This window comes from Bradyrhizobium iriomotense (assembly GCF_018129405.1).
GTDB lineage: Bacteria > Pseudomonadota > Alphaproteobacteria > Rhizobiales > Xanthobacteraceae > Bradyrhizobium > Bradyrhizobium iriomotense_B.
This window is the reverse complement of record NZ_JAFCLP010000001.1, coordinates 430,105-452,241: the sequence shown is the minus strand read 5'-3', so window position 1 is coordinate 452,241 and position 22,137 is coordinate 430,105. Positions and strand designations below refer to the sequence as shown.

Sequence of the window (22,137 nt, the reverse complement as noted above, 5' to 3'; positions counted from 1 at the left end):
GATGACACAAGCACCCATTGCACGCTTCACCCGGCTGCGGCACGCGACCTTCACCTCGCCCGATCCCGAGCGGCTGCTCGACTATTATCGCGGCGTGATCGGTCTTGGCCTCGTCGGCCGCGACGGAGGCCGCCTGTTCCTCGCCAACGATTCCGAGCAGCTCTCGCTGGTGATCGAGCCCGGCGACGCCGCGCTGAAGAGCATCGCCTTCGAGATATCCCCCGATGTCCAGCTGGAGGCGCTGGGCGCCGCACTGAAGCAGGCGGATCTACGGCCCCAGCTTCACAGCGATGTCCTGCCTGGCGTTTCCAGTGTGCTGTCCTTCAGCGACCCTGAAGGCACGCGCTTCGAATTGATCCAGGGCTGGACGCCGACACCCGCGCAGGAGCGGATCGGAGGGCTCGCAGTCGCCAAGCTCGGCCATGTCGCGCTGCGCACGCCCGATCCGAAAGCCGCTTCGGAGTTTTACGCTGATGTGATGGGCCTGCGGGTCTCCGACTGGATCGAGGACCGCTTCGTCTTCATGCGCAGCGGCTTCGAGCATCACACGCTGAACTTCGCTCGTGCATCCGAACGCAGCCTGCATCACTTCGCCTTCGAGCTGCGCGGGCCCGAGCATATGCATCGCGCCTGCGATCACCTGGCGCGGCACAAGCTGCCGGTGCTCTGGGGACCGGTGCGTCACGGCCCCGGCCACAACACTGCGATCTATCACCGCAATCCCGACGGCCATCTGGTCGAGCTGTTTTGCGATCTCGACCGCATGACCGACGAGGCGCTCGGCTATTTCGAGCCGCGGCCCTGGCACCGCGATCGTCCGCAGCGGCCGAAGATCTGGGTCGGGTTGCCGCGAGACGTCTGGGGCATGCCGCCTTCGCCTGAATGCACGGAGTTTGCGCGCTAGCGCGATCGCGACTTGAAGACGCCGCACGCGCTGCGGCCAACGATAGAATAATCAAAGGGAGACGCATCCATGCGAGGGATGAAGCGGCTTGCTGCGGCCATTTTTCTGCTCGGCGGTTGTCTTGCAACCACCCCGGCGCCGGCGGACAACTATCCGTCGCGCCCGATCCGCCTGCTGCACGGATTTGCCGCGGGCGGTGCGGCCGACACGCTGTCGCGCATCGTCGCCGACGGGCTCTCGAAGAAGCTCGGGCAGCCGATCATCGTCGAGGCCAAGCCGGGGGCGGGCGGCAACATCGCCGCGGATGCGATCGCAAAGGCCGCACCCGACGGCTACACGCTCGGGCTCGTCACCGGGGCGCATGCGATTTCCGCGGCGACCTACAAGAGCCTCGCCTACCAGCCGGCCGAGAGTTTCGAGATGATCTCGACGCTGGTCTACTACGCGCTCGTCATCGCCGTGCGCAACGATCACCCGGCAAAATCGCTCGGCGAGCTCATCACTATCGCCAAGGCGAAGCCGGGCGCGCTCAGCTTCGGTTCGGTCGGCTTCGGCAGCACGCATCATCTGGCGGGAGAGCTGTTGAACGCGGCGGCCGGCGTCGAGATCGTGCACGTACCGTATCGCGGCGATTCGCAGTCCATCACCGCGCTGCTCGGCGGCGAAGTCCCCATCATTGTCGGTACGCCCGTCCTGCTGGCGCCGCAGATCCAGGCTGGCGCGATCCGCGGCCTCGCGGTGACCTCGCCGACGCGCACCGCCTTGCTGCCCGATGTCCCCACGGTTCAGGAAGCCGGCATCAAGGGCTACGACGTGCGCACCTGGGCAGGGCTCCTGGCTCCGAAGGGCACGCCGCCCGCGATCATGGCCACGCTCAACGCCGCGACGCTCGAGGTGCTCAGGGACCCCGACATCAAGCAGCGCCTGGAGACGGCCGTCGGCGGCGAGGTCCGCGGCAGCTCGCCGGCGGAGATGAAGGCGCTGATCGAGACCGAGATCGTCAAATGGACCGGCGTGGTGGAGCGGGCGAAGCTCCCGAAGATCTGATCTGCGGGAGCTCGCCCGCTGTCCCGCTATGTGCCCGAATGCACGCCTGTAGTCCGCAGCATGCGTTGCTTCACCGTCCGCGCGATCGCCGCCGGTGCCTCATCGGGGATCGCAAAGCACGAGCTCGCGTTGATCTCGCACAGCACGTAGGTATCGACGCCGGCCGCATCGCGCGGCCCGTACAGAAAGTCCGCGTCCCAGATGACCGGCAATGACGGCTCATCGATGCCGAGCGTGTCCATCATCTGCGGTGTCCACTGCTCCTCCATGGATTTGCGCAGCGCCTGGAATTGCGGTGCGTCAGGGCCGTGCATGATGCGCGGACCAGGTTGAGCTTCGGGGGAATCCGGCCCCTCCGGCGGCGGCGGGATCAGGGCCTTGATCTTCTGATGCCCGAAGCCTGCGACCTTGGACCCGCTCATGTAGCAGCGGATCATGCCGTCGGGCAGGCGCGATTGAAACGCCTGGTCGATGATGCAGCCGCCCCAGCCGAAATACGGCTCGCACCGCGCGAGCAGGGCATCGAGCGGTATATCCTCTGGGATACTGCCGCGCTGTGCATGCAGCACGCGCACCATGTCTTGGGTGTCGGGCAGTGCCTCCACCTTCCAGACGCCCTGGCCGCCATTGCCGCGGTTCTGCTTCAGCACGCGCGGACCATTGGCACGAAGGCGCACCGGAAATTCGGTGCGGAAGCTTGCGGCGGTGTCATAGCGATGCGTGTCGGCGCCCCAGCCCAGATGACGCGTGCGGTAGAGCACCTCCTTGACGCCTATCTTCAAGATGATGTCGGGATGCGCGCTCACCCATGTCCCCAGCGCCGCGACCTCGCGCAGCAGGGCATCGAGCTCGGCGCGCGTCTTGCCCTGGTGGATCGGATCGACCCAGACCAGCACGCCGTCGGCTGCGAGCAATTGATCGCGGACGGCGCCCGCGAAGCTTTCGTCGTAGATCACCGGCGAGGCTTCGATGCCGACAGCGGCGAGCGCTTCGAAGACGCGGACGAAGCGGCTGTTCTGCGCCGTGGCCTCGCGGCGCGCGGCAGCGTCGCCGCGTGAGAGGATGGCTACGGTCTGGCGGGGAGAGGAGTGACGTTCGGTGTCCATGCGCAAGCTCCACGTATTTGCGTGCTGCGCAGAGCTTGGACCGGGGTCTCAAGGGGAGTCTGCATTGTCCCCGTGCTGACCAGCTTACGTGAGATGGTCTTCAGGTTTCAAGAGTGGTTGGCGGTTCCAAACGGAGTGCAAAATTCTTTGTGACGATCCTGGGGGACGGGTGAGTTGACAGCTTGGCCACCCCGGCTTCTACTCAGCGTGTCGGGGATGTGCGATCTCCCCGTGAGGCGACATGCCCAAGAATCGCGTCCTGATCTTCACCAAGGACGCCACATGTCATCTGACACCCCGATATCATCGAACCCATCATTTCGGCTCATCGGTCCGGCGCGGGGCGCCGGCCTTGTCGATGCGTAACCTCGCGAAACGGACTTCACCTGGGGCGGGGACACGACCAGGAGAACGACCATGCGCACACGGACAATCCTTCACGCTTTCCTCATTCTGGCGCTGATTGGCGGCGCGTCTGCCGCACGCGCGCTGACTCAGGACGAGCTCGTCGCCAGGATCAAGGCGGCTGGTTACACCGAGGTCAGCGACATCAAGTCGACCGCAGAGGGGACGACCGCCAAGGCGATCAAGAACGGCAAGCCGGTGCGGCTCGTTGTCGACAGCAGCGGCCAGATCAAGGAGCGGAACTGAGACGGCTCCGGAAACCGAATTCAAGCTCAAGGGAAGAGATCAATGCGCAAGACAATCTCGGCGCTGTTGGCCATCAGCGCCTGCTTCATCGCAACCGCCCGCGCGCAGGAGGTCGACTGGCAGAAGGTCGATGACGCGCTGGGCCGAAAGCCTTCCGTGGCCGGCGACGTGCATCGCTACGGTTTTCCGCGCACCGACCTTACGGTGACGCTCGACGGCGTGACCATCAAGCCGGCGCTGGCGCTCGGCGGCTGGGTCGCGTTCAAGCCGGCCCATGGCGGCGTCATGGCGATGGGCGATCTGGTGCTGCTCGAGTCTGAGATCAACCCGGTCATGCTGAAGATGATTGCGAACGGGCTGGAGATCACGGCCGTGCACAATCATCTGCTCGGCGCGAGCCCGGCGACGTTCTACATGCACGTCGCCGGACACGGCGACCCGCTCAAGATCGCGACCGCTATCAAGGACGCGCTCGCCGAAAGCAGGACGCCGCTCTCAGTGCCGGCTCCCGCGGCCCCGCCGCCTGCGGTCGATCTCGACACCGCGCAGCTCGACCAGATCATCGGCGTCAAGGGACAGGCCAATGGCGGCGTCTACCAGTTCAACGTGCCCCGCCGTGATCCGGTCACTGAGCAGGGAATGCAGCTGAGCCCGGTCGGGCCGCTGGGCGTCGCGACCGCCATCAACTTCCAGCCCACCGGTGCGGGCAAGGCGGCCATCACCGGTGACTTCGTGCTGACCGGCGACGAGGTGAACCCGGTCATTAGGGCGTTGCGATCGCACGGCATCGCCGTGACGGCGCTTCACAGCCACATGCTGGACGAACAGCCGCGCCTGTTCTTCATGCACTTCTGGGCCAACGACGATGCGATCAAGCTCGCCAATGGTTTGCGGGCCGCGCTCGACAAGACGGCGAGCACGAAGAGCTGATGCGAAACCGGGCCGCTCGTCTCACTGCTACGTCTGCGGAGGATAGCGGTCGAACGTCGGCAGCTCGTGCGCGCGCTCCATCCAGCGAAGGCGCTCGGCGACCTGGATGTGCATCGTCGCCGGTACGGCGTCGGGATCATCGTAAGTCGTACTCTGGATGTCGATGACGCCGGGCAGCATGTTGGCGTTGACATAGAACAGGCCGGTGCCGCAATTGCCGCAGAAGAGCCGTCGGCCATGTTCCGAGGAATTGTAGACCTTGGGCTCACCCCTGGTCACCTTGACGGCGTCATCCGCGTACATCGTCCAGCCGACGACCGGCGCGCCGGCATGGAGCCGGCAGTCGCGGCAATGACACAGCGCGTGAACGATCACTTCGCCCTCGACCTGATAACGGATTGCGCCGCAGTGACAGCCTCCGGTGATGGTGCTCATGCGTTCCTCCGATCGACGACAAATTTTCAGATCGATAGCTCCCGGGACTCGGCGCTTCAACGGCGCAGTCGATCTTCGATTGCGTCCTACTGTCGCGTGACAGCTGCTGCCATCATCCGCTGATGCTCTCTCGATCGCGGAAGGGCCGTGTGGAACTGCCGGAGCACGCGCTCAAAATTCCTCCGATCCTTCGCCTGCGCCGTCCTCGTCATCTCCGAGGATTGTCTCCGATAGTAGTGCCGCGGCCTTCTGCAATGGAGCGATGAACCGATCCAGCTCGGTGAAGCTCACGCGTGCCACGGGAACGGACACACCCAGGCACGCGATCAGCTCGCGATCCGGCGAGAGGATGGGAACGGCACAGCCGACCACGCCTCGCACATATTCTTCGTTGGTCTTGGCCCAGCCGCGCTTGCGGGTCTCGTCGAGCACCTTCATCAGGCGCTCGACATCCACGATCGTTGTTTCGGTATATCGCGTCAGCGCGAGCGCGCGGCACAGCTTCTCGCGCGCGCGCTCCGGCAGGCGGCTCATGTAGATCTTGCCGGTCGACGTGCAGTGGAGCGGGGCGGCTTCGCCCGGATTGAACTGCAGACCTTGAGGTTGCGACACGCGGACGCTGTCGACGTAAGCAACGACATTGTCCCGCACGACCCCGATCTCGCATTGCTCGCCGATTTCGGCGGCGACGGCGCGAAGCACCGCGTGCCGGCGCGCGGTGCGGAAAGCTGCGCCGATGACGCGGGCCGACAGCGTGACCAGTTGATTGCCGACGACGTAGCGCTTCGTTCCCACGGCTTTCTGAAGCAGCCCGCGCTGCTCCAGATTGCCGATGAGCCGGTGCGCAGTCGGCAGCGGCAGGGACAGCGCAGCGGCGATTTCCGCGACCGAGGCTGCTCTGATCTGGCTGGCGACATAGCCAATGATCGCGAAGGCGCGGTCCAGTGGTCCGTCGGTACTTGGCTGCTGCACTTTTTCGTTCCCGGTGCGAAAATACAATAAATTATCATTTTTCGGAATGAAAACTACTGAAATATGAAAATTCATGTAGGCGCTTTTGATGCCTTGCCCATATCGTTGGCGTCGCGAGGCGGTGAACAGGATTTGTGCAGCGCGAGCCGCCGCGGACGTGCTCAGGAGATCGGGATGTCAGGCCACTACGACGTCGAATCCGTACGGAAGGAGTTTCCGGCTGCCGAGCGGATCACCTATCTCGACTCCGGCTTCCAGACGCCGCTTGCGCGTCCCGTCAAGGCGGCGATCGACCGTTTCCTGAGCGAAGGTCTCGAGACCGCCGGTCCGAAGAGCGTCTGGCTCGATCGCGTCGAGCAGACCCGCGAGAAGCTGGCGCGGTTTCTCGGCGCATCGGCCGACGAGATCGCCTTCACCAAGAACACCTCGGAGAGCATGAATATCGCCGCGAACGCGCTGCCGCTGCGCGCCGGCGACAAGGTCCTGATGATCCACGGCGATCATCCGAACAACGCCTATGCGTTCCTCAATCTGCGGCGCAAGGGCGTCACCGTCGAGTTCGTGCCGATGACGGAGGTCGTCGATGCCGAGAGCCTTCGTCCGTACGTCGACGCGAGCACACGGGCGATCTCGATGTCGCAGGTGACCTTCCACGCCGGTCACCGTTTCGACGTCGAAAGCATCGGTGCACTCTGCGAGGAGAAGGGACTCTACTTCGTCGTCGACGTGATGCAGGCGATCGGCGTCGTGCCGATCGATGCCAGGGCGATGCGCGCGACCTTCATCGGTTCGGGCAGTCACAAGGGGCTGCTCGTGCCGCAAGGGCTGGGCCTGCTCTACTGGGACAAGTCCAGGGCTGAGCTCGAGCCTGCCTATCTCGCGGCCGCCAGCCTTGCGGAAGTCCCGGCCGATCTCACCGCCCGGCCCGACAAGCTCGAGCCTGCCCCGAGCGCGCGCCGCTTCGAGCTCGGCAATTTCAATCTTCCGGCGATCCATGCCCTCAGTGCCTCGCTCGACATGATCGAAGCGCTGGGCGTGCAGAACATCCAGAACCACTGCTTCGATCTCGGCGACCACCTCATCGCCAGGCTCGATGCGCTGGACGTGCGCATGGTCGGCCCGCGCGCGCGGCAGCATCGCGCGCCGCACATCTACGTCATCGCGCTGCCCGCCGCCGAATGGCTCGGCCATTTCGAAGAGAACGGGGTCCGCGTGTCGCCGGAACGGGACGGCATTCGCGTCTCGTTCGGGATGTTCAACACGATTGCCGATGTCGACCGCCTGATCGAGATCATCCAGCGGCGCGGCGTGAAGCCATCATCGAGGGCCGCATAGGCTGTCCATCAAGGAGACGTACATGACGAATTCTGCGCGTGTCTTGAGCATTCTGTCCGGCCTCGCGGTCCTCGGCGCCGTCAGCGGGCCCTCGCAAGCCGCCGACAGTCCCACGCTCGCCAGGATCAAATCGAACGGCGCCATCACCATCGGCCACCGCGAGGCCTCGATACCGTTCTCCTATCTCGGTCCCGACCAGAAGCCGATCGGCTTTTCGCTTGATCTCTGCGCGGCCATCATCGAGCGCATCAAGGCGGAGACCGGCTTGCCCAGTCTTAAGGTCAATTACGTTCCGGTGAACTCGTCCAACCGCATCCCGCTTATCCAGAGCGGCACCGTCGACATCGAGTGCGGCGGCACGGCGAATGACAGGAAGCGGCAGGAGCAGGTCTCGTTTTCCGTCGCCACCTTCGTCAGCCAGCCGCGCTGGCTGGTCAAGGCGGACAGCGGCCTGAAGACGGCCGGCGATCTCAAGGGCAAGACCATCGTCGTCACCCAGGGCTCCAATGCCGTCGGCTTCGCACAAGGCGTGAACGCGAAGGAGCAGCTCGGCTTCAACATCGTCCAGGCGAAGGATCATGCCGAATCCTTCCTGATGCTGAACACCGGCCGCGCGGCCGCCTTCATGGAAGACGACATTCTCCTCGCCGGCCTCAAGGCCGCAGCTCCGAAGCCGGATGCGCTGATATTTCTCCCCGAGGGTTACGCCAAGATCTATTATGGCCTGATGTTCACGAAGGGCGATACCGGCTTCAAGGCGCTCGTCGACGACGTTCTGTCGAAGCAGATGGCGTCGGGCCAGTTCGAGAAGACCTATGCAAAATGGTTTACGAGGCCGATTCCGCCCAAGAATGAGAACCTGGCGTTCCCGCTGACGGTCGAGCTCACGGAACGGATCGCGCATCCCAGCGACGCGGTCGATTAATCGCGGCAAGGCGGAGAGTGTCCCGCAAACCGAGCCCCGAGGTTCGCCATGTTTGCAGTGCTTCTTGAACAGACCGCGGATGGCCAGCGCTATATCGATTGGCTTCTGTCGGGCCTCGGCTGGACCTTGGCGCTGGCGTTCTTCGGCTGGTGGATTGCCTTCGCGGTCGGGGTGGTCGTCGGTATCGGCCGCACCGTGCAGAACCGGGCCGTCGCGGCGCTTGCGCGCCTGTATGTGGAGATCTTCCGCAACATCCCCGTGCTGGTGCAGATGTTTCTCTGGTATTTCGTCCTGCCGGAGCTCCTTCCCGCCGCGCTCGGAAACGCCATCAAGCAGATTCCCCCGCCCTGGGGATCGTTCTTTCCGGCGCTGGTGTGCCTTGGTCTCTACACCGCCGCCCGGATCGCCGAACAGGTTCGCGCCGGGATCGAGGCCCTGCCGAAAGGACAGGTCGAGGCGGCAAGCGCTCTCGGGCTCGGCGGCTATCTGACCTATCGCCATGTCATCGTGCCGCAGGCGCTGCGCCTGATCATCCCAAGCCTGACCAGCGAAGTGATGGGCATCTACAAGAACACGTCGGTCGCGCTCACCATCGGGCTGATGGAGCTGACGGCGCAGGCCCGCCAGATCAGCGAAGCGACGTTCCAGACTTTCACCGCTTTCGGCGCCGCGACGCTTGTCTACCTCGCGCTGGCACTCATCGCCTATCAGGGGATGGCACTGATCGACAGGGCCGTGCGCATTCCGGGAACGGGACGTGCGGAGAACGCGGTCGAACCGGCCGCGACGCGCGCCGCCCAACAGGTCGGCTCCTTGCCCGACGCGATGGAGGTCGTGAAATGACCAGCCTCGATTTCTCCGTTGTTCTTCAGGCGTGGCCTTACCTCTGGTCAGGCCTGCTGTTCTCGCTGGCGCTGACCGCTGTTGCTTTCGTGGTCGGCTTGATCCTCGGGACCTGCTTGGCGCTGGTGCAGCACTTCGAAGTGCCCGTGCTCGGCAAGCTCGTGCGGGGCTATGTCGCCCTGATGCGCTCGATCCCGCTGATCCTGGTTCTGTTCTGGTTCTTCTTTCTGGTGCCGATCGTGCTTGGCCATCTCAGCGGCAACGGACGGCCGGTTCCGATCGGCGCCACCTGGACGGCGTTCATCACGTTCGGCCTGTTCGAGGCCGCCTATTATTCGGAAATCATCCGCGTCGGATTGCGAGCAGTAAACCGGGGACAGTTCGAGGCGTGCCAGGCGCTCGCGCTGTCCACCTTCGAGACGTACCGGAGCGTGATCCTGCCGCAGGTCTTGCGCGTGGCGAGCCCGATCATCCTGAGCCAGACCATCATCCTGTTCCAGGACACCTCGCTAGTCTATGTGCTCTCGCTCACCGATCTGCTTGGCGCAGCCTCGAAGCTCGCGCAGCTCAACGGCCGTCTCGTCGAGATGTATCTGGTCATTGCGGTGGTCTACCTCGCGATCAGCTCGGCGGCATCGCAATGCGTGGCGTCGCTCCGCAAGCGGTATGCGATTGTGGGCCGCTAGCGCATCATCCTGTTTCTTGGGAGAGGAAAAATGCTTCAGCTCGCTGCGAGGAATGCGTCCATCGTCACCGTCGAAAATCTGGTGAAGCGGTTCGGCCATTTCACGGCCCTGAGTGACGTCAACCTCAGCGTTGCGGCCGGCGAGAAGATCGTGCTGTGCGGTCCCTCGGGTTCCGGCAAGTCGACCTTGATCCGCTGCATCAATCACATCGAGAAGCACGACGGTGGCCGGATCGTCGTCGATGGTGTCGAGCTGACGAACCGGATGGACGACATCAACGGCGTCCGCCGCGAGGTCGGCATGGTGTTTCAGAGCTTCAACCTGTTTCCGCACCTCTCGGTCGTCGAGAACTGCATGCTCGCGCCGATGAAGGTGAGGGGCCTGTCCCGCGCCGACGCGCATGAGCGTGCGATCGGCTTGTTGCGCAAGGTGCGCATCCACGACCAGGCGGACAAATATCCGGGGCAGCTCTCCGGCGGCCAGCAGCAGCGCGTCGCCATCGCGCGGGCGCTGTGCATGCAGCCGAAGATCATGCTGTTCGACGAGCCAACCTCCGCGCTCGACCCAGAGATGGTCAAGGAAGTGCTCGACACCATGGTGGAGCTCGCGCGGGACGGCATGACCATGGTCAGCGTCACGCACGAGATGGGCTTTGCCCGCGAGATCGCTGATAGGGTGGTGTTCATGGACCGTGGCTCGATCGTCGAGGAGGCCGATCCCGAAACCTTCTTCCGCGCGCCCAGGACTGAACGGGCGAGGGATTTCCTCGGCCAGATCATTCACTAGAGATGATGTCCGGCTTGGAGCGTAGATGAAGCTCCGGGTAGGCGCGAGGTGAGCCTACTTGGCCTCGACCACCTCGCCATCCTCTTTCACGAACCGGCCGACGGGATTGTCCAGGAGATCGACGACGGCCTCCGAGGGCCGGCACAGTCGCGTGCCCTTCGCCGTCACGACGATCGGACGGTTGATGAGAATGGGGTGCGCCATCATGAAATCGAGCAGATCGTCATCCGTCCATTTGGGGTCGGCGAGGCCGAGTTCCTTGTAGGGCGTGCCCTTCTCGCGCAGCAACGCGCGGACGGATATCCCCATCGCTGCGACGAGGTCCTTGAGCGTGTCGCGCGACGGCGGCGTCTTGAGATATTCGATGACGGTGGGCTCGACGCCGCTCTGCCGGATCATCGCAAGCGTGTTGCGCGAGGTCCCGCAATCCGGGTTGTGATAGATGGTGACGCTCATGATCGGGTCTCCACAGTGGCAACCGGGCCGCGCACATGGGCGCGTCCGAGCAGCCAATTCATCAGCAGCATGCCCGCGATCGCGCCACAGAGCTCCGCGAGGATGAAGCCGGGAAGATCAGCCGGGCGAATGCCGGAAAAAGTGTTGGTCAGCGATCGCGCGATGGCGACCGCCGGATTTGCAAACGACGTCGATGCGGTGAACCAATAGGCGGCCGTGATGTAGAGGCCGACCAGCCAGGGAACGGCCGCGCGCTGGAAGCGGATGCCGGCGAGAATGGTGGCGACCAGCCCGAAAGCAGCCACCGCTTCCGCGAACCATTGCGCTCCGCCGGTCCTGACCTTCGTCGACAGATCGAGCAGGGGCAGACCGAACATCAGATGCGCCGCGATCGTCCCGGCGATGCCGCCGGCGATCTGCGCGACAATGTAAAGCGCGGCTTCATTCACCGGCAGCTCGCGCCTGCCGGTGAAGACCAGCGTCACCGCCGGATTGAAATGCGCGCCCGAGATCGGGCCGAGCACGGTGATCAGGACGACCAGAATGGCCCCGGTCGGCAAGGTATTGCACAGAAGCGCAAGCGCAACGTCCTTGGTCAGCGTCTCGGCCATGATGCCGGAGCCGACGACGGTGGCGACGAGAATGCCGGTGCCGAGTGCCTCGGCCGCCAAACGCCGCGGAAGGTCGAAATTGTCCATCAGCCGGCCTTCGGTGCTGGATGCGTTGCGCCTTCGGAGCGGCCGATCTCGCGCAGCCTGGTGCCGAGGGACAGCTTGTCGATACTCCTGAGCGGCAGGCTCACAAACGTGTCGATCCGGTTCTTGAGATAGCGGAACGCGGTGACGAACTGAGCCTGCTTCTCCAGATCGGTGCCTTCGGCAGAGGCGGGATCCTCGATCCCCCAATGCGCGGTCATCGGTTGTCCCGGCCAGATCGGGCAGGCCTCGCCGGCGGCGTTGTCGCAAACGGTGAAGACGAAATCCATCACCGGCGCATCGGGAGCGGCGAACTCCAGCCAGCTCTTGGAGCGCATCCCCTCAGTGGGATAATCCATGCTTTCAAGTGTGCGCAGTGCCAGTGGATGCACCGCGCCTTTCGGCGTGCTGCCGGCGGAGAAGGACCGGAAACGGCCGGCGCCGTCCTTGCGAAGGATCGACTCGGCAAGGATCGAGCGCGCCGAATTGCCGGTGCAGAGGAACAGCACGTTGTACATCTGGTCAGGCACGGACTTTCCCCTTTCGCTTTGGCGCGCAGCAGGCCTGGAGGCTGTCGACCACCGGCTCGCAGACCTCAGGTCGCCCGCCGCAACAATCGCGCAGCAGGAAAACGGCAACGTCGCGGAATTCGCTGAGGTTGGCGCGGTAGACGATCGAGCGGCTGCGTCGCTCGGACGTGACGAGGCGCGCACGGGTCAGGATCGACAGATGGGCCGACAGCGTATTCGGCGGGACTTCCAGCTGGCGCGCGAGATCGCCGGCCGCGAGGCCGTCGGGCTCGTGCCTCACCAGGGTCCGGAAGGCCTCCAGACGGGTCGATTGGGACAGCGCGGCGAGCGCGAGGACGGCTTCTTCTGTTTCCATATATCCAGATTTATAGAAATGATTTCGGGCCGTCAATCAGGTTTCGGAACGGGCTGCGTTTGCGGTAGAAATTCGTCTCGATCTTGCGGGCGGGGAGCCGGCGATGCGAATGCAATCGGTTATAATGCAATCGGTTATCACCTGTCCGGTCTGCCATCACGCGTCAGCGGAAACCATGCCGACGGATGCCTGTCAGTTCTTCTACGATTGCAAGGGGTGCGGGACGCGGCTGAAGCCCAAGAGCGGCGATTGCTGCGTCTTTTGTTCTTACGGCTCTGTCCCCTGTCCACCGGTCCAGCAGAACGGAAAGTGCTGTTGATGCCGGCCTCAGCCCAGAGACGCGCTTGTTATTTCCAATATTCTAGAAATACAGTTGACAGGGAGACGCGAACGGCGCATGGTGTCGGCCATGAAAATCGATGACGCAGCAGCGCGCCTGGAGGCTCTGGGCAACCGGACCCGGCTTCAGATCTACCGCGCCCTGGTTCGGGCAGGGCGCTCGGGCATGCCCGTCGGCCGCTTGCAGGAAAAGCTGAAGATTCCGGCCTCGACGCTGTCGCATCACATCAAGACTCTGGTCTCGGTCGGGCTCGTCAGCCAGATCAGGGAATCGACGACTCTCGTCTGTCACGCGAACTTCGAGGCCATGCAGGGTCTGGTCGATTTCCTGGCGGCGGAGTGCTGCGCGGACGAAGTCGGATGCAAGACTGCGCAGACGGCGGCGTGATCTTTTTTTGCCGATGTTATTCGATGATTCTAGAAGGATGGGAGAAGCCGAATGAACGCTAAGACGGTCGCCATCATCGGGGCAGGGCCTGTTGGCCTCGCTGCAGCAGCCCATGTGCTCGAGCGCGGCATGTCGCCCGTTGTGCTGGAGGCCGGGCCTGAGGCGGGGCACGCGATCCGGCAGTGGCAGCATGTCCAGCTGTTCTCGCCCTGGGAGTACAACGTCGACAAGGCCGCCGCGCGCCTGCTGGCGCCGACGGGATGGAATTCGCCGGACCCTCAGTCCTATCCGACCGGTGGTGAGCTGCTTGACCGTTACCTGACGCCGCTCGCGACGAGAACGCCGCTGCGCGATGTGGTCCGGACATCGAGCCGCGTCTCGGCCATCAGCCGTGCCGGCTTCGACAAGGCCAAGACGAAGGGGCGGGAGCAGGCGCCGTTCGAAATCCGTTACCGGAACGGCAAGGGCCCCGAGGTGCTGCGCGCGGATGCCGTGATCGATACATCAGGCACATGGTTCTCGCCCAATCCGGCCGGCCGCAACGGCTTGCCGGCGATCGGCGAGCCTGAATGCGCCGACCGCGTTGCCTACGGCATGCCGGATGTGCGCGGTGCCGCTCGCTCCAGATATGCCGGGAAGATCGTTGCCGTGCTCGGCGCCGGCCATTCCGCCGTCGGTACGCTGATCGATCTCGTGCATCTCGCCGACGAAGAGCCGGGCACGCAACCGGTCTGGCTGTTGCGTGGCGCCGATCCTGCTAAGGCATTCGGTGGCGGCCGGAACGACAAGCTCGCTGCACGCGGCGAGCTTGGCAGCACCTTCGCCGCACTCGTCGCCTCCGGAAAGATCAAGGTCGAAACCGAATTCGGCGTCACGCAGCTCTCGGAATCCGACGGTCGTCTCAAGATCGCGGCCGGTTCGCGTTGCGGTGCGCGCAGCGTGATCGCAGACGAATTGATCGTATCGACCGGCTTCCGTCCCGACGTCTCCTTCCTGTCCGAGCTGCGCTTGCGGCTCGATCCCGCCATCGAGGCGCCCGTCGCGCTCGCGCCGCTGATCGATCCCAACGAGCACAGCTGCGGCACGGTGCGCCCGCACGGCGCGCGCGAGCTCGCGCATGACGAGCCGGGCTTCTACATGGCCGGCATGAAGTCGTACGGTCGCGCCCCCACCTTCCTGATGATAACGGGTTACGAGCAGGTCCGCTCGATCGCGGCCGATCTCGCCGGCGACAAGGTGGCGGCGGCGAGAGTCGAGCTTGTGCTGCCCGAGACCGGCGTCTGCACGCGCGGCGGCGTCGAAACAGGGGCCGCATCTGGATGTTGCGGCGGGCCGCCGAAGGAGGAGCTATCAGCCTGCTGTGCCGCCGATGAAACGGCAAAGAAAGCTGGCGCTGCGGGGTGTGGCTGCTCATGACGCAAGTCCTCGCGGGCCAGGCTCGAGGTCCGCTCGCCATCGTGTTCGCGCTCGGCACCGCCCAAACGATTGCGTGGGCGTCGAGCTATTATCTTCCTGCCATCCTGGCTGCGCCGATCGCACGCGATCTCGGTCTCGCGCCGACCTATGTGTTCGGCGCGCTCTCCGGGGCGCTCGTCATCTCCGGGCTGCTCGGCCCGCGGGTCGGGCATGCCATCGACACGTTCGGAGGGCGCAGCCTGCTCGCGATCTCGAACCTCGTGTTTGTGGCAGGGTTGCTCCTGCTGTCCGTGGCCCATGGCGCGGCGGTGTTGATCGCGGCCTGGGTGCTGCTCGGGATCGGCATGGGCATGGGCCTCTATGAAGCGGCCTTCGCAACGCTTGCGCGCATCTATGGCACCAATGCGCGGCGAACCATCACCGGCATCACCCTGATCGCCGGTTTCGCCAGCACACTCGGCTGGCCGCTCACGACGTGGCTGGAGTCCGAGTATGGCTGGCGCGTCGCCTGCCAGGTGTGGGCGGCAATCCATATCGTTCTCGCGTTGCCGCTCAATCTCTCGCTGCCGCGCGCCGTTCCATTGGACCAGCAGCCCCGACCGGGCACGGGCGCGAGCCGGCAATCCGGACGCCAGAGCGAGACCTTCGCGATGCTGCTGCTGGCTTACATGTTTGCGGCGGCAAGCTTCGTCAGCTCGGGAATCTCGGCCATTCTGCCGACCATGCTGGTTGCGTTCGGTGCGACTCCGGCGCAGGCCTTGCTCGCCGGAGCGTTGGTTGGACCCGCGCAAGTTGGCGCGAGGCTGCTGGAGGCGGGATGGCTCGCCAGGTTTCATCCGCTGCTCTCGGCGAGGCTGGCCATGCTCATGAATCCGATCGGCGTCATCGCGCTGGTCGCGGGCGGCCCCTTGCTCGCGACGACTTTCACGGTGTTGTACGGCGCGGGCAACGGCATCATCACCATTGCCCGCGGGACGCTCCCCCTTGCGCTGTTCGGGCCGGCCGGTTTCGGCAGGCGCGTCGGCATGATCTCGTTGCCTTCCAGGGTAACGGGTGCCGCCGCACCGCTCGCGCTGGGGCTGATGGTAGAGCACATCGGCAGCGGCGCGCTGTGGATCAGCGCGCTCGTCTCGCTCTCGGCCTTCTTTGCGCTCTTGCTGTTACGGAGCGAGCAGGCAACATCGGCGCCCCTCCAGGTGGGAGAACAAAATTCATAGGCTGAGCGGTCGGTCCCTGATTGCGGTGATGTGCATCGGCCAGGTCGGCAATCTGCTGCCGCACGTGACGCTGTCCGCAAACCTCGCGCAGCATCTGATGCCGGCGTGGGGTCTCTCCGCCGCCGAGGGCGGGCTGATGGCAAGCGGCTATGCGCTCGGCTACATGCTCGCAGTGCCCGTGCTGACGACCTTGACCGACCGGATCGATGCGCGCCTCGTCCTGCTCTGGGGCTCGATCGTCAGTGGCGTCGCGACCGCAGCGTTCGGCATCTTCGCGCAAGGATTTTGGTCGGGGACCGCGATCTGGTCGCTTGCAGGACTTGGATTTGCCGGCGCCTACATGCCGGGCCTGAAGACGCTGACGGACCGGCTTCCTGCCGGCGACACATCGCGAGCCGTCACGCTGTACACGTCGAGCTTCTCGGTCGGTGTCGGCCTCTCGTTCCTCGTCGCGCAACTGATCGCCGACAGCTGGGGATGGCGGGCTGCTTTCCTTGTCACCGGCTGCGGCCCGATCGCAATGGTGGTCGCGTGCCTCCTGATCGACCGGCGGCAGCCCGCGCCGAAGGTCGGGAGGCTGCTGAACTTCGCGCCCGTCTTCGCCAACCGCGAGGCGCTCGGATACATTCTCGGCTATGGCGCCCACTGTTTCGAGCTTTACGGCATCCGCACCTGGCTCGTGGGATTCTGGACGTTCGTCGTCACGCATCAAGGCGCGCCGTCGTGGCTGAGTCCCGTCGTGCTGAGCTTCTGCTTCGCGGTGATCTCGATGCCCGCGAGCATCCTCGGCAACGAAGCCGCGCTAAAATTCGGACGCCACCGCGCGATCACCATTGTGATGATCGCATCGGCCTGTCTCGCGCTGACGATTGGGCTCAATGCGGCGGCGCCGGCCTGGGCGCTCGCGCTGCTGCTGCTCGCCTATGGCCTGACGGTGCCGGCGGATTCCGGCGCGTTGACCGCCGGCATGTCGGCCGCGGCGTCGTCCGAGCATCGCGGCGCGACCCTGGCCCTGCATTCGACGGTCGGCTTCGGCCTGTCCGCACTTGGAGCATGGAGCACCGGCGCCGCACTCGACATCGCCGGCGGCCCGCAGAGCGCGACCGGCTGGCTGCTGGCGTTCATCGTTCTTGCCGCAGGAATTGCGGTGGGGCCGTTCGCGCTGCTGTGGGCGCGCATGGCGCGCGGTACTGTTTCCTGACCGGTCGCGCCGTACTCGATGACGCTGGCCATCGGCATCGATTGGCGCGCCGCGCAATTCCGCTGGCGCTTTCTGCCGCTGCGAACGCTGTTTCCGAAATCTAGAGACATTTGCGAGACCGGCGAGCGCCTCGATCGCTCGTCCCATCCGCAAACCAAGGAACGCAGCATGCAAATATCACGTCTTTCCCGTCGATCCGCCATCTTCCTGCTGATGGCAACCCTGAACATCGGACTGATGCCGATGGCGCACGGCGAGGCGCCGGTCCCCGATGCGATCGTCGGGACCTGGGAGGCGGACGACGGCACCGTGAAGCTCGACATGTTCAGGAGCGGAACGGAATTCCAGGCCCGCATGCTCTACGGCAACGAGATTGTCGAGGCGGACAATTTGACCTTCAAGAAGGACGCCAAGAACCCCGATCCCACGCTGCGTTCGCGGTCGCTCAAGAACATCGTCTTTATCACGGGCTTGCGCTGGGAAGGCGGCGAGTGGACCGGCGGCTCCATCTATGACGCCTCGTCCGGCCGCACCTACAACTGCAAGGCCACCGTCAAGGACGGCAAGATGCATCTGAGAGGCTATCTCGGCCTGCCGGCGATGGGACAGACCCGCACATTCCACCGCGTTCGCGGGTAGCGGTTTTCCGCCAATCCCGAACCGTTCTGTCCAAGCGCGGCCGCCCGGACCGCGCTTTTTGCCCGCAAGTACAGCTGCTTGAAGTGGTCGCCAGGATTGGCGCGTTGTGCAAGTCTATTGGCGCGCTTGGTCAGTCAATTCGTACCGGGGAGGCGGCAGGATAAGGACCGGAACGAAGAGAGGTTGAGATGTTCGACAGATCGAAAAAGACCGCGCTCGTCACCGGAGCCTCCTCCGGCATGGGCAAGGAAATCGCAAGGCGTCTGATCAAGGACGGGTTTCAGGTCTTCGTCGCCGCGCGGCACGTCGACAAGATGGATGACCTCGTCAAGCTCGGGGCGAGGTCCCTGAGAATGGACATTTCGAGCGAGGCCGACATCCAGGCGGCGGCCGATGCCATCCTGCGCGAGGTCGACGGCGTCGATGTGCTCGTCAACAACGCCGGCTTTGGCCTCTACGGCCCCGTCGAGGACGTCGGCATCGACGAAGCGCGTTACCAGTTCGAGGTGAACCTGTTCGGCGCCGCCCGCCTGACGCAGCTTCTTTTGCCGAAGATGCGCGAGAAGCGTGCAGGCACCATCGTCAACATCACCTCGATGGGCGGCAAGATCTACACACTCCTGGGTGCCTGGTACCACGCGACCAAGCATGCGCTGGAAGGCTGGTCCGATTGCCTTCGGCTCGAGCTTGCGCCGTTCGGCATCAAGGTCGTCGTCGTCGAGCCCGGCCTGATCGAGACGGGATTTGGCGATGTGGTTGCCAATGGCCTGCTCAAGCGCTCGGGGACGGGGCCTTACGCCAAGGTGACGCAGGCGGTCGCGAAGTCGACCCGGGATGCTTATGGCCACGGCCTCGGCACCAATCCGAGCGTCATTGCCGACGTCGTCTCCAGGGCCGTGAAGGAGGCCAGGCCGCGGACACGCTACGTTGCGGGCAAGTACGCCCTGCCCATGATCAAGATCCGCGAATGGTTTGGTGATCGCGCGTTCGACCGCATCATCATGAGCCGCCAGACGCGCTAGGATTAGTCATGAGCGGGTCGGCGGCAGACAGATGCAAGATTCCCCGGGCTTTCTGGCAGGCCGTTGAACATATCGGCGTGCCGCCGGCCGTGCTGTTGCGGCAGGCCAAATTGCCGGCGACCTTGCACCTGAACGATCAGGGGCAGGTCACCACAGTGCAGTACTTTGCGCTCTGGAAGGCGCTCGAGGAGCTGAAGCCGGAGCCCGGGCTCGGCTTGATGCTGGTCCAGAGCGTCGAGACGGCGGTGCATCCGCCGTCGAGCCTCGCTGCGTTCTATGCGCGGGATTATCGCGACGGGCTGCACCGCCTCGCGCGCTTCAAGCGGCTGTGCTCGCCCGAGCAGCTGCACGTCGACGAAGGCAAGGACGAGTGCGTGGTCACGACGGAGTGGCCGTACGCGACCGATCCGGAGCCCGCGATCTCGACCGACGTGACCTTCGCCTCGCTGGTCGAGCTCGGGCGTCGCGGGACGGGACAGCACCTGACGCCGAAGCGGGTGGAGCTGGTTCGTCCTCGCCCCAAGAGCGACGTCCACCGCACATATTTCGAATGCCAAATCCGCTATGGCGCGGCACGGAATCTGCTGGTCCTGAAATCCGCGGACCTCGATCGTCCGTTTCCCGGGCACAACAAGGAACTGCTCGAAATCCTGACGCCGGCACTGGCGTCCGCCTTGGGCGAATTGGAAGCGCGCAGCTCCGTCAGGGAGCAGGTGAAGGTCGTCCTCAAGCGGAGCCTTGCGAGCGGGCGGCCGGAGCTATCAGACGTGGCGCGCGATCTCGGCTTGAGCGAGCGGACCCTTCAGCGCCGCATCACCGAGGAAGGTGCGAGCTTCCGCGAGCTCCTCGTCGAAGCGCGTCAGGAGCTCGGGCGGCAGCTTCTGTCGGATCCGACGGCCGACATCGACGAGGTCGCATGCCTCCTGGGCTATCAGGATGCAAGCTCGTTCTATCGCGCTTTCCGGTACTGGGAAGGCGTGACGCCGAGCCGCTGGCGCGAGCTGCACGGCAACAAGATTCACTAGAGCGTTTTCGAGCGAAGTGGATACCGGTTCGTGTCAAGAAAACGCGTCAAAATAGGAATCCAGAGCCCCGTTCCGATTCCATCGGAACGGGAAAGGCTCTGACGGCTGCTGCGTCCTTTTTTGGCGCCTGCGGCAACTTCGTTGGCGCGCCTCGTCACTGCCGATCCAGACCTGCGCGGATAGGACTTGCCGAGTAAGTCCAACTCAATCCATCGAGGATATCGCATGTCTGGCAAAGTCTGGTTCATCACCGGAGCATCCCGCGGCTTTGGCCGCGTCTGGGCGGAGGCAGCCCTCAAGCGCGGCGACAGGGTGGCTGCCACCGCCCGCATCCTCGCTGACGTGGCTGATCTTTCGCAAGCTTACGGCGACGCCGTGCTGCCGATCGCCCTGGACGTGACCAATGCCCACGCGGTGCAGAATGCCGTGACCCGGGCTCACGCCCATTTCGGACGGCTGGACGTCGTGCTCAACAACGCAGGCTACGCGCTGGTCGGGGCGATCGAAGAGGCACACGAGGCCGACGTCCGCGCGGAGTTCGACACGAACTTCTTCGGTACCCTCCGCGTCATCCAGGCCGCGCTTCCCTTGCTGCGACGGCAGGGCAGCGGCCACATCATCGGCGTGTCGAGCGTTGCGGGCATCGTCGCCGGGCCGATCACCGGGTTCTACAACGCCTCGAAATTCGCCATCGAAGCTCTCCATGAGAGTCTGGCGCAGGAGGTCAAGGGCTTCGGGTTGAAGGTCACGCTGCTCGAGCCCGGCGCCTATGCGACGGGGTTTGCCAGCACGGCCTCGCTCAGGATCGCGCCCGTCATCAACGCCTACAGCAACACACGAGCGGAGGTGTTTGCCGCCGGCGCCAAGCTTGCGTTTGGCGAACCGGAGGCGACGGCCGATGCGATCCTGAAGATCGTCGACGCCGACAATCCGCCATTGCGGTTCTTCGTCGGTACGGAAGGCTTGCCGCGCGCCCGCGCCGCCTATGCCGATCGCCTCGCGACGTGGGAAGCGTGGGAGCCTCTTTCCAGCGCTGCTCAGGGCGAGGCAAGACAGCACAACATCGCATCGTAGTCGCACCAGCCGTTTTCCGGACAGCCCGTCTGCTCCTTCGCGAGCAGAAAAGAGAGGATCGTGATGAACGCCACAGCCGTTGCAGACTTTTTCCAGTTCTTCCGCTCGTACCTGTCCAATCCCTGGCAAGTCTCCGCCATCGCGCCATCGGGCCAGTCACTGGCACGCCTGATGACGCAGGAGATCGTGCCGGGGACCGGGCCGGTGATCGAATTGGGGCCGGGCACCGGTATCTTCACCAGGGCGCTGCTCCGGCGCGGCATCGCGGAGCGCGATCTGCTGCTGATCGAATATGGTTCGGATTTCGTCCGTCTGTTGCAGGAGCGCTTCCCGAGAGCACGCGTGCTCTGGATGGATGCACGCCAGCTCGCCCAGTACGAGCCGTTCACGGCGCCGGCCGCGGCCGTCGTCAGCGGCCTTCCGCTTCTGTCGATGTCGCCGCGCAAGGTGATCGCGATCCTGACGGGCGCCTTCCGCCACATGCAGGAGGGCGGCACGCTCTATCAGTTCACCTACGGACCGCGCTGCCCGGTGCCCCGGCCCATCCTCGACCGTCTCGGGCTGAAGGCGAGCCTGGTCGGGCGAACGGCGCTTAACATTCCGCCGGCATCGGTTTATCGAATCCGGCGGCGTCCGCAGCTCAGGATCGGGGGCGACATCGATCAGCAAGCTCGGGAAGCTGCGTCCTGGATACCAGGATAGAGGATCACGGCGCTGCGTGTTCCCAAATGAAAACACCCGCGACGGACTACTCCGCGCGGGTGTGACGAACTTTCGATGATGCCAGTATACTGGTGTTTTGCCCGACGAGTCAAAACTGACGGAAGGCGGCGCCCTTTCGATTTAAGGCGTCAGCTGTGCCGACTTATTGTCGGGCTGCACCACTAGCTCCCGGGATTTGTCCTCCGAACTTCGACGAGCCAGTGCCGCTGACGCTGGTCGGACCGCCCGCGGTCCCGTTCGGGTCGGTCCTTGCTGCAGTCCGGCCGGGGCCGTGCATCATGTTCATTGAGTTGAACCAACCGTGATGGTGATGGCGTTTGGCGCCGTGGGCCGAGGCATAGCCGGTCGAGCAGGCCAGTAAGATCGCTAAAGTAAGCGTTGCTGTTCTCATCTGGGTTTCCTCTCCAGTTGAGGAAACTGCATGGGCAAGCGACTTG

26 protein-coding genes are annotated in these 22,137 nt (G+C 64.5%); 19 read left to right on the top strand and 7 right to left on the bottom strand.

Annotated features, from left to right (window positions below; all coding sequences use genetic code 11):
• Position 1: 1 nt before the first annotated feature.
• On the top strand, positions 2 to 904 hold the full coding sequence (locus JQ592_RS01875) for a VOC family protein (RefSeq protein WP_211401217.1): 903 nt from the start codon (positions 2 to 4) through the stop codon (positions 902 to 904).
• Positions 905 to 973: 69 nt separating this feature from the next.
• On the top strand, positions 974 to 1,951 hold the full coding sequence (locus JQ592_RS01870; protein WP_211401216.1) for a tripartite tricarboxylate transporter substrate binding protein: 978 nt from the start codon (positions 974 to 976) through the stop codon (positions 1,949 to 1,951).
• A 26-nt stretch (positions 1,952 to 1,977) separates the two neighbouring features.
• On the opposite strand, the gene JQ592_RS01865 is transcribed toward JQ592_RS01870, so the two are convergent.
• Positions 1,978 to 3,057 carry a Cj0069 family protein gene (locus tag JQ592_RS01865; protein WP_211401215.1) on the bottom strand — a complete coding sequence of 360 codons (1,080 nt, stop codon included), beginning with the start codon at positions 3,055 to 3,057 and terminating at the stop codon, positions 1,978 to 1,980.
• Between the two features lie 417 nt (positions 3,058 to 3,474).
• Here JQ592_RS01865 and JQ592_RS01860 point away from each other — a divergent pair, with 417 nt between their 5' ends.
• Positions 3,475 to 3,708, top strand: a complete 234-nt coding sequence (locus tag JQ592_RS01860) for a hypothetical protein (protein WP_211401214.1) — start codon at positions 3,475 to 3,477, stop codon at positions 3,706 to 3,708.
• A 42-nt stretch (positions 3,709 to 3,750) separates the two neighbouring features.
• Positions 3,751 to 4,638: a DUF1259 domain-containing protein gene (locus JQ592_RS01855; protein ID WP_211401213.1), complete on the top strand. Its 888-nt coding sequence runs from the start codon at positions 3,751 to 3,753 to the stop codon at positions 4,636 to 4,638.
• A 27-nt stretch (positions 4,639 to 4,665) separates the two neighbouring features.
• Here JQ592_RS01855 and JQ592_RS01850 read toward each other — a convergent pair whose 3' ends face one another.
• Together JQ592_RS01850 and JQ592_RS01845 are read right to left on the bottom strand one after the other, a co-directional pair.
• Entirely contained in the window at positions 4,666 to 5,073 is a 408-nt protein-coding gene (locus JQ592_RS01850) for a GFA family protein (protein ID WP_211401212.1), read from the bottom strand.
• A 171-nt stretch (positions 5,074 to 5,244) separates the two neighbouring features.
• On the bottom strand, positions 5,245 to 6,045 hold the full coding sequence (locus JQ592_RS01845; protein ID WP_211401211.1) for an IclR family transcriptional regulator: 801 nt from the start codon (positions 6,043 to 6,045) through the stop codon (positions 5,245 to 5,247).
• A 174-nt stretch (positions 6,046 to 6,219) separates the two neighbouring features.
• Between JQ592_RS01845 and JQ592_RS01840 the strand changes: the two genes are divergently transcribed.
• From JQ592_RS01840 to JQ592_RS01820, 5 genes are read left to right on the top strand one after another with little or no spacing between them, the layout of a single operon-like run.
• Positions 6,220 to 7,380, top strand: coding sequence for an aminotransferase class V-fold PLP-dependent enzyme (locus tag JQ592_RS01840; protein WP_211401210.1), 1,161 nt, complete (start codon positions 6,220 to 6,222; stop codon positions 7,378 to 7,380).
• A gap of 22 nt (positions 7,381 to 7,402) precedes the next feature.
• Positions 7,403 to 8,305: an amino acid ABC transporter substrate-binding protein gene (locus JQ592_RS01835; protein WP_211401209.1), complete on the top strand. Its 903-nt coding sequence runs from the start codon at positions 7,403 to 7,405 to the stop codon at positions 8,303 to 8,305.
• A gap of 48 nt (positions 8,306 to 8,353) precedes the next feature.
• Entirely contained in the window at positions 8,354 to 9,148 is a 795-nt protein-coding gene (locus tag JQ592_RS01830) for an amino acid ABC transporter permease (RefSeq protein ID WP_211401208.1), read from the top strand.
• Positions 9,145 to 9,834, top strand: a complete 690-nt coding sequence (locus tag JQ592_RS01825) for an amino acid ABC transporter permease (RefSeq protein WP_211401207.1) — start codon at positions 9,145 to 9,147, stop codon at positions 9,832 to 9,834. The genes JQ592_RS01830 and JQ592_RS01825 overlap by 4 nt, the downstream gene beginning before the upstream one ends.
• Before the next feature lie 30 nt (positions 9,835 to 9,864).
• Entirely contained in the window at positions 9,865 to 10,620 is a 756-nt protein-coding gene (locus JQ592_RS01820; protein ID WP_246820090.1) for an amino acid ABC transporter ATP-binding protein, read from the top strand.
• A gap of 54 nt (positions 10,621 to 10,674) precedes the next feature.
• Here the strand turns inward: JQ592_RS01820 and arsC are convergent, their stop codons facing one another.
• Genes arsC through JQ592_RS01800 form a run of 4 tightly spaced genes read right to left on the bottom strand, consistent with a single transcriptional unit; the run spans position 10,675 to position 12,656 of the window.
• Positions 10,675 to 11,076 (bottom strand): arsenate reductase (glutaredoxin), encoded by a 402-nt coding sequence (arsC, locus tag JQ592_RS01815; RefSeq protein WP_211401206.1) that lies wholly within the window; start codon positions 11,074 to 11,076, stop codon positions 10,675 to 10,677.
• The gene (locus tag JQ592_RS01810; RefSeq protein WP_211401205.1) at positions 11,073 to 11,774 is read right to left on the bottom strand and encodes an aquaporin; all 702 of its coding nucleotides are present in this window, start codon (positions 11,772 to 11,774) and stop codon (positions 11,073 to 11,075) included. The genes arsC and JQ592_RS01810 overlap by 4 nt, the downstream gene beginning before the upstream one ends.
• The gene (locus tag JQ592_RS01805) at positions 11,774 to 12,301 is read right to left on the bottom strand and encodes an arsenate reductase ArsC (RefSeq protein WP_211401204.1); all 528 of its coding nucleotides are present in this window, start codon (positions 12,299 to 12,301) and stop codon (positions 11,774 to 11,776) included. The genes JQ592_RS01810 and JQ592_RS01805 overlap by 1 nt, the downstream gene beginning before the upstream one ends.
• The gene (locus JQ592_RS01800; protein WP_211401203.1) at positions 12,294 to 12,656 is read right to left on the bottom strand and encodes an ArsR/SmtB family transcription factor; all 363 of its coding nucleotides are present in this window, start codon (positions 12,654 to 12,656) and stop codon (positions 12,294 to 12,296) included. The genes JQ592_RS01805 and JQ592_RS01800 overlap by 8 nt, the downstream gene beginning before the upstream one ends.
• Before the next feature lie 103 nt (positions 12,657 to 12,759).
• Here JQ592_RS01800 and JQ592_RS38190 point away from each other — a divergent pair, with 103 nt between their 5' ends.
• The 10 genes from JQ592_RS38190 (at position 12,760) to JQ592_RS01755 (ending at position 21,679) form a co-directional block, all read left to right on the top strand.
• On the top strand, positions 12,760 to 12,975 hold the full coding sequence (locus JQ592_RS38190) for a GDCCVxC domain-containing (seleno)protein (RefSeq protein WP_433996391.1): 216 nt from the start codon (positions 12,760 to 12,762) through the stop codon (positions 12,973 to 12,975).
• Positions 12,976 to 13,065: 90 nt separating this feature from the next.
• Positions 13,066 to 13,383, top strand: coding sequence for an ArsR/SmtB family transcription factor (locus JQ592_RS01795; RefSeq protein ID WP_211401743.1), 318 nt, complete (start codon positions 13,066 to 13,068; stop codon positions 13,381 to 13,383).
• A gap of 51 nt (positions 13,384 to 13,434) precedes the next feature.
• Positions 13,435 to 14,799: an NAD(P)-binding domain-containing protein gene (locus JQ592_RS01790; protein WP_211401202.1), complete on the top strand. Its 1,365-nt coding sequence runs from the start codon at positions 13,435 to 13,437 to the stop codon at positions 14,797 to 14,799.
• Positions 14,796 to 16,016 carry an MFS transporter gene (locus JQ592_RS01785; RefSeq protein ID WP_211401201.1) on the top strand — a complete coding sequence of 407 codons (1,221 nt, stop codon included), beginning with the start codon at positions 14,796 to 14,798 and terminating at the stop codon, positions 16,014 to 16,016. The genes JQ592_RS01790 and JQ592_RS01785 overlap by 4 nt, the downstream gene beginning before the upstream one ends.
• A 28-nt stretch (positions 16,017 to 16,044) precedes the next feature.
• Positions 16,045 to 17,217, top strand: coding sequence for an MFS transporter (locus tag JQ592_RS01780; protein ID WP_211401200.1), 1,173 nt, complete (start codon positions 16,045 to 16,047; stop codon positions 17,215 to 17,217).
• Positions 17,218 to 17,235: 18 nt separating this feature from the next.
• Positions 17,236 to 17,856 carry a DUF2147 domain-containing protein gene (locus JQ592_RS01775; RefSeq protein ID WP_246820089.1) on the top strand — a complete coding sequence of 207 codons (621 nt, stop codon included), beginning with the start codon at positions 17,236 to 17,238 and terminating at the stop codon, positions 17,854 to 17,856.
• Positions 17,857 to 18,044: 188 nt separating this feature from the next.
• Positions 18,045 to 18,878 (top strand): oxidoreductase, encoded by an 834-nt coding sequence (locus JQ592_RS01770; protein WP_211401199.1) that lies wholly within the window; start codon positions 18,045 to 18,047, stop codon positions 18,876 to 18,878.
• 8 nt (positions 18,879 to 18,886) lie between these two features.
• Positions 18,887 to 19,903 (top strand): AraC family transcriptional regulator, encoded by a 1,017-nt coding sequence (locus JQ592_RS01765; RefSeq protein ID WP_211401198.1) that lies wholly within the window; start codon positions 18,887 to 18,889, stop codon positions 19,901 to 19,903.
• A gap of 225 nt (positions 19,904 to 20,128) precedes the next feature.
• On the top strand, positions 20,129 to 20,977 hold the full coding sequence (locus JQ592_RS01760; protein WP_211401197.1) for an SDR family NAD(P)-dependent oxidoreductase: 849 nt from the start codon (positions 20,129 to 20,131) through the stop codon (positions 20,975 to 20,977).
• A gap of 63 nt (positions 20,978 to 21,040) precedes the next feature.
• The gene (locus tag JQ592_RS01755) at positions 21,041 to 21,679 is read left to right on the top strand and encodes a class I SAM-dependent methyltransferase (RefSeq protein WP_211401196.1); all 639 of its coding nucleotides are present in this window, start codon (positions 21,041 to 21,043) and stop codon (positions 21,677 to 21,679) included.
• Positions 21,680 to 22,137: the final 458 nt, after the last annotated feature.

What these genes read in the sequence shown, in the direction of transcription:
- JQ592_RS01875 (WP_211401217.1), top strand. Translation starts at nt 2, where the DNA reads ATGACACAAGCACCCATTGCACGCTTCACCCGGCTGCGGCACGCGACC.
- JQ592_RS01870 (WP_211401216.1), top strand. Translation starts at nt 974, where the DNA reads ATGCGAGGGATGAAGCGGCTTGCTGCGGCCATTTTTCTGCTCGGCGGT.
- JQ592_RS01865 (WP_211401215.1), bottom strand. Translation starts at nt 3,057, where the DNA reads ATGGACACCGAACGTCACTCCTCTCCCCGCCAGACCGTAGCCATCCTC.
- JQ592_RS01860 (WP_211401214.1), top strand. Translation starts at nt 3,475, where the DNA reads ATGCGCACACGGACAATCCTTCACGCTTTCCTCATTCTGGCGCTGATT.
- JQ592_RS01855 (WP_211401213.1), top strand. Translation starts at nt 3,751, where the DNA reads ATGCGCAAGACAATCTCGGCGCTGTTGGCCATCAGCGCCTGCTTCATC.
- JQ592_RS01850 (WP_211401212.1), bottom strand. Translation starts at nt 5,073, where the DNA reads ATGAGCACCATCACCGGAGGCTGTCACTGCGGCGCAATCCGTTATCAG.
- JQ592_RS01840 (WP_211401210.1), top strand. Translation starts at nt 6,220, where the DNA reads ATGTCAGGCCACTACGACGTCGAATCCGTACGGAAGGAGTTTCCGGCT.
- JQ592_RS01835 (WP_211401209.1), top strand. Translation starts at nt 7,403, where the DNA reads ATGACGAATTCTGCGCGTGTCTTGAGCATTCTGTCCGGCCTCGCGGTC.
- JQ592_RS01830 (WP_211401208.1), top strand. Translation starts at nt 8,354, where the DNA reads ATGTTTGCAGTGCTTCTTGAACAGACCGCGGATGGCCAGCGCTATATC.
- JQ592_RS01825 (WP_211401207.1), top strand. Translation starts at nt 9,145, where the DNA reads ATGACCAGCCTCGATTTCTCCGTTGTTCTTCAGGCGTGGCCTTACCTC.
- JQ592_RS01820 (WP_246820090.1), top strand. Translation starts at nt 9,865, where the DNA reads ATGCTTCAGCTCGCTGCGAGGAATGCGTCCATCGTCACCGTCGAAAAT.
- arsC (WP_211401206.1), bottom strand. Translation starts at nt 11,076, where the DNA reads ATGAGCGTCACCATCTATCACAACCCGGATTGCGGGACCTCGCGCAAC.
- JQ592_RS01810 (WP_211401205.1), bottom strand. Translation starts at nt 11,774, where the DNA reads ATGGACAATTTCGACCTTCCGCGGCGTTTGGCGGCCGAGGCACTCGGC.
- JQ592_RS01800 (WP_211401203.1), bottom strand. Translation starts at nt 12,656, where the DNA reads ATGGAAACAGAAGAAGCCGTCCTCGCGCTCGCCGCGCTGTCCCAATCG.
- JQ592_RS38190 (WP_433996391.1), top strand. Translation starts at nt 12,760, where the DNA reads ATGCGAATGCAATCGGTTATAATGCAATCGGTTATCACCTGTCCGGTC.
- JQ592_RS01795 (WP_211401743.1), top strand. Translation starts at nt 13,066, where the DNA reads ATGAAAATCGATGACGCAGCAGCGCGCCTGGAGGCTCTGGGCAACCGG.
- JQ592_RS01790 (WP_211401202.1), top strand. Translation starts at nt 13,435, where the DNA reads ATGAACGCTAAGACGGTCGCCATCATCGGGGCAGGGCCTGTTGGCCTC.
- JQ592_RS01785 (WP_211401201.1), top strand. Translation starts at nt 14,796, where the DNA reads ATGACGCAAGTCCTCGCGGGCCAGGCTCGAGGTCCGCTCGCCATCGTG.
- JQ592_RS01780 (WP_211401200.1), top strand. Translation starts at nt 16,045, where the DNA reads ATGTGCATCGGCCAGGTCGGCAATCTGCTGCCGCACGTGACGCTGTCC.
- JQ592_RS01775 (WP_246820089.1), top strand. Translation starts at nt 17,236, where the DNA reads ATGACGCTGGCCATCGGCATCGATTGGCGCGCCGCGCAATTCCGCTGG.
- JQ592_RS01770 (WP_211401199.1), top strand. Translation starts at nt 18,045, where the DNA reads ATGTTCGACAGATCGAAAAAGACCGCGCTCGTCACCGGAGCCTCCTCC.
- JQ592_RS01765 (WP_211401198.1), top strand. Translation starts at nt 18,887, where the DNA reads ATGAGCGGGTCGGCGGCAGACAGATGCAAGATTCCCCGGGCTTTCTGG.
- JQ592_RS01760 (WP_211401197.1), top strand. Translation starts at nt 20,129, where the DNA reads ATGTCTGGCAAAGTCTGGTTCATCACCGGAGCATCCCGCGGCTTTGGC.
- JQ592_RS01755 (WP_211401196.1), top strand. Translation starts at nt 21,041, where the DNA reads ATGAACGCCACAGCCGTTGCAGACTTTTTCCAGTTCTTCCGCTCGTAC.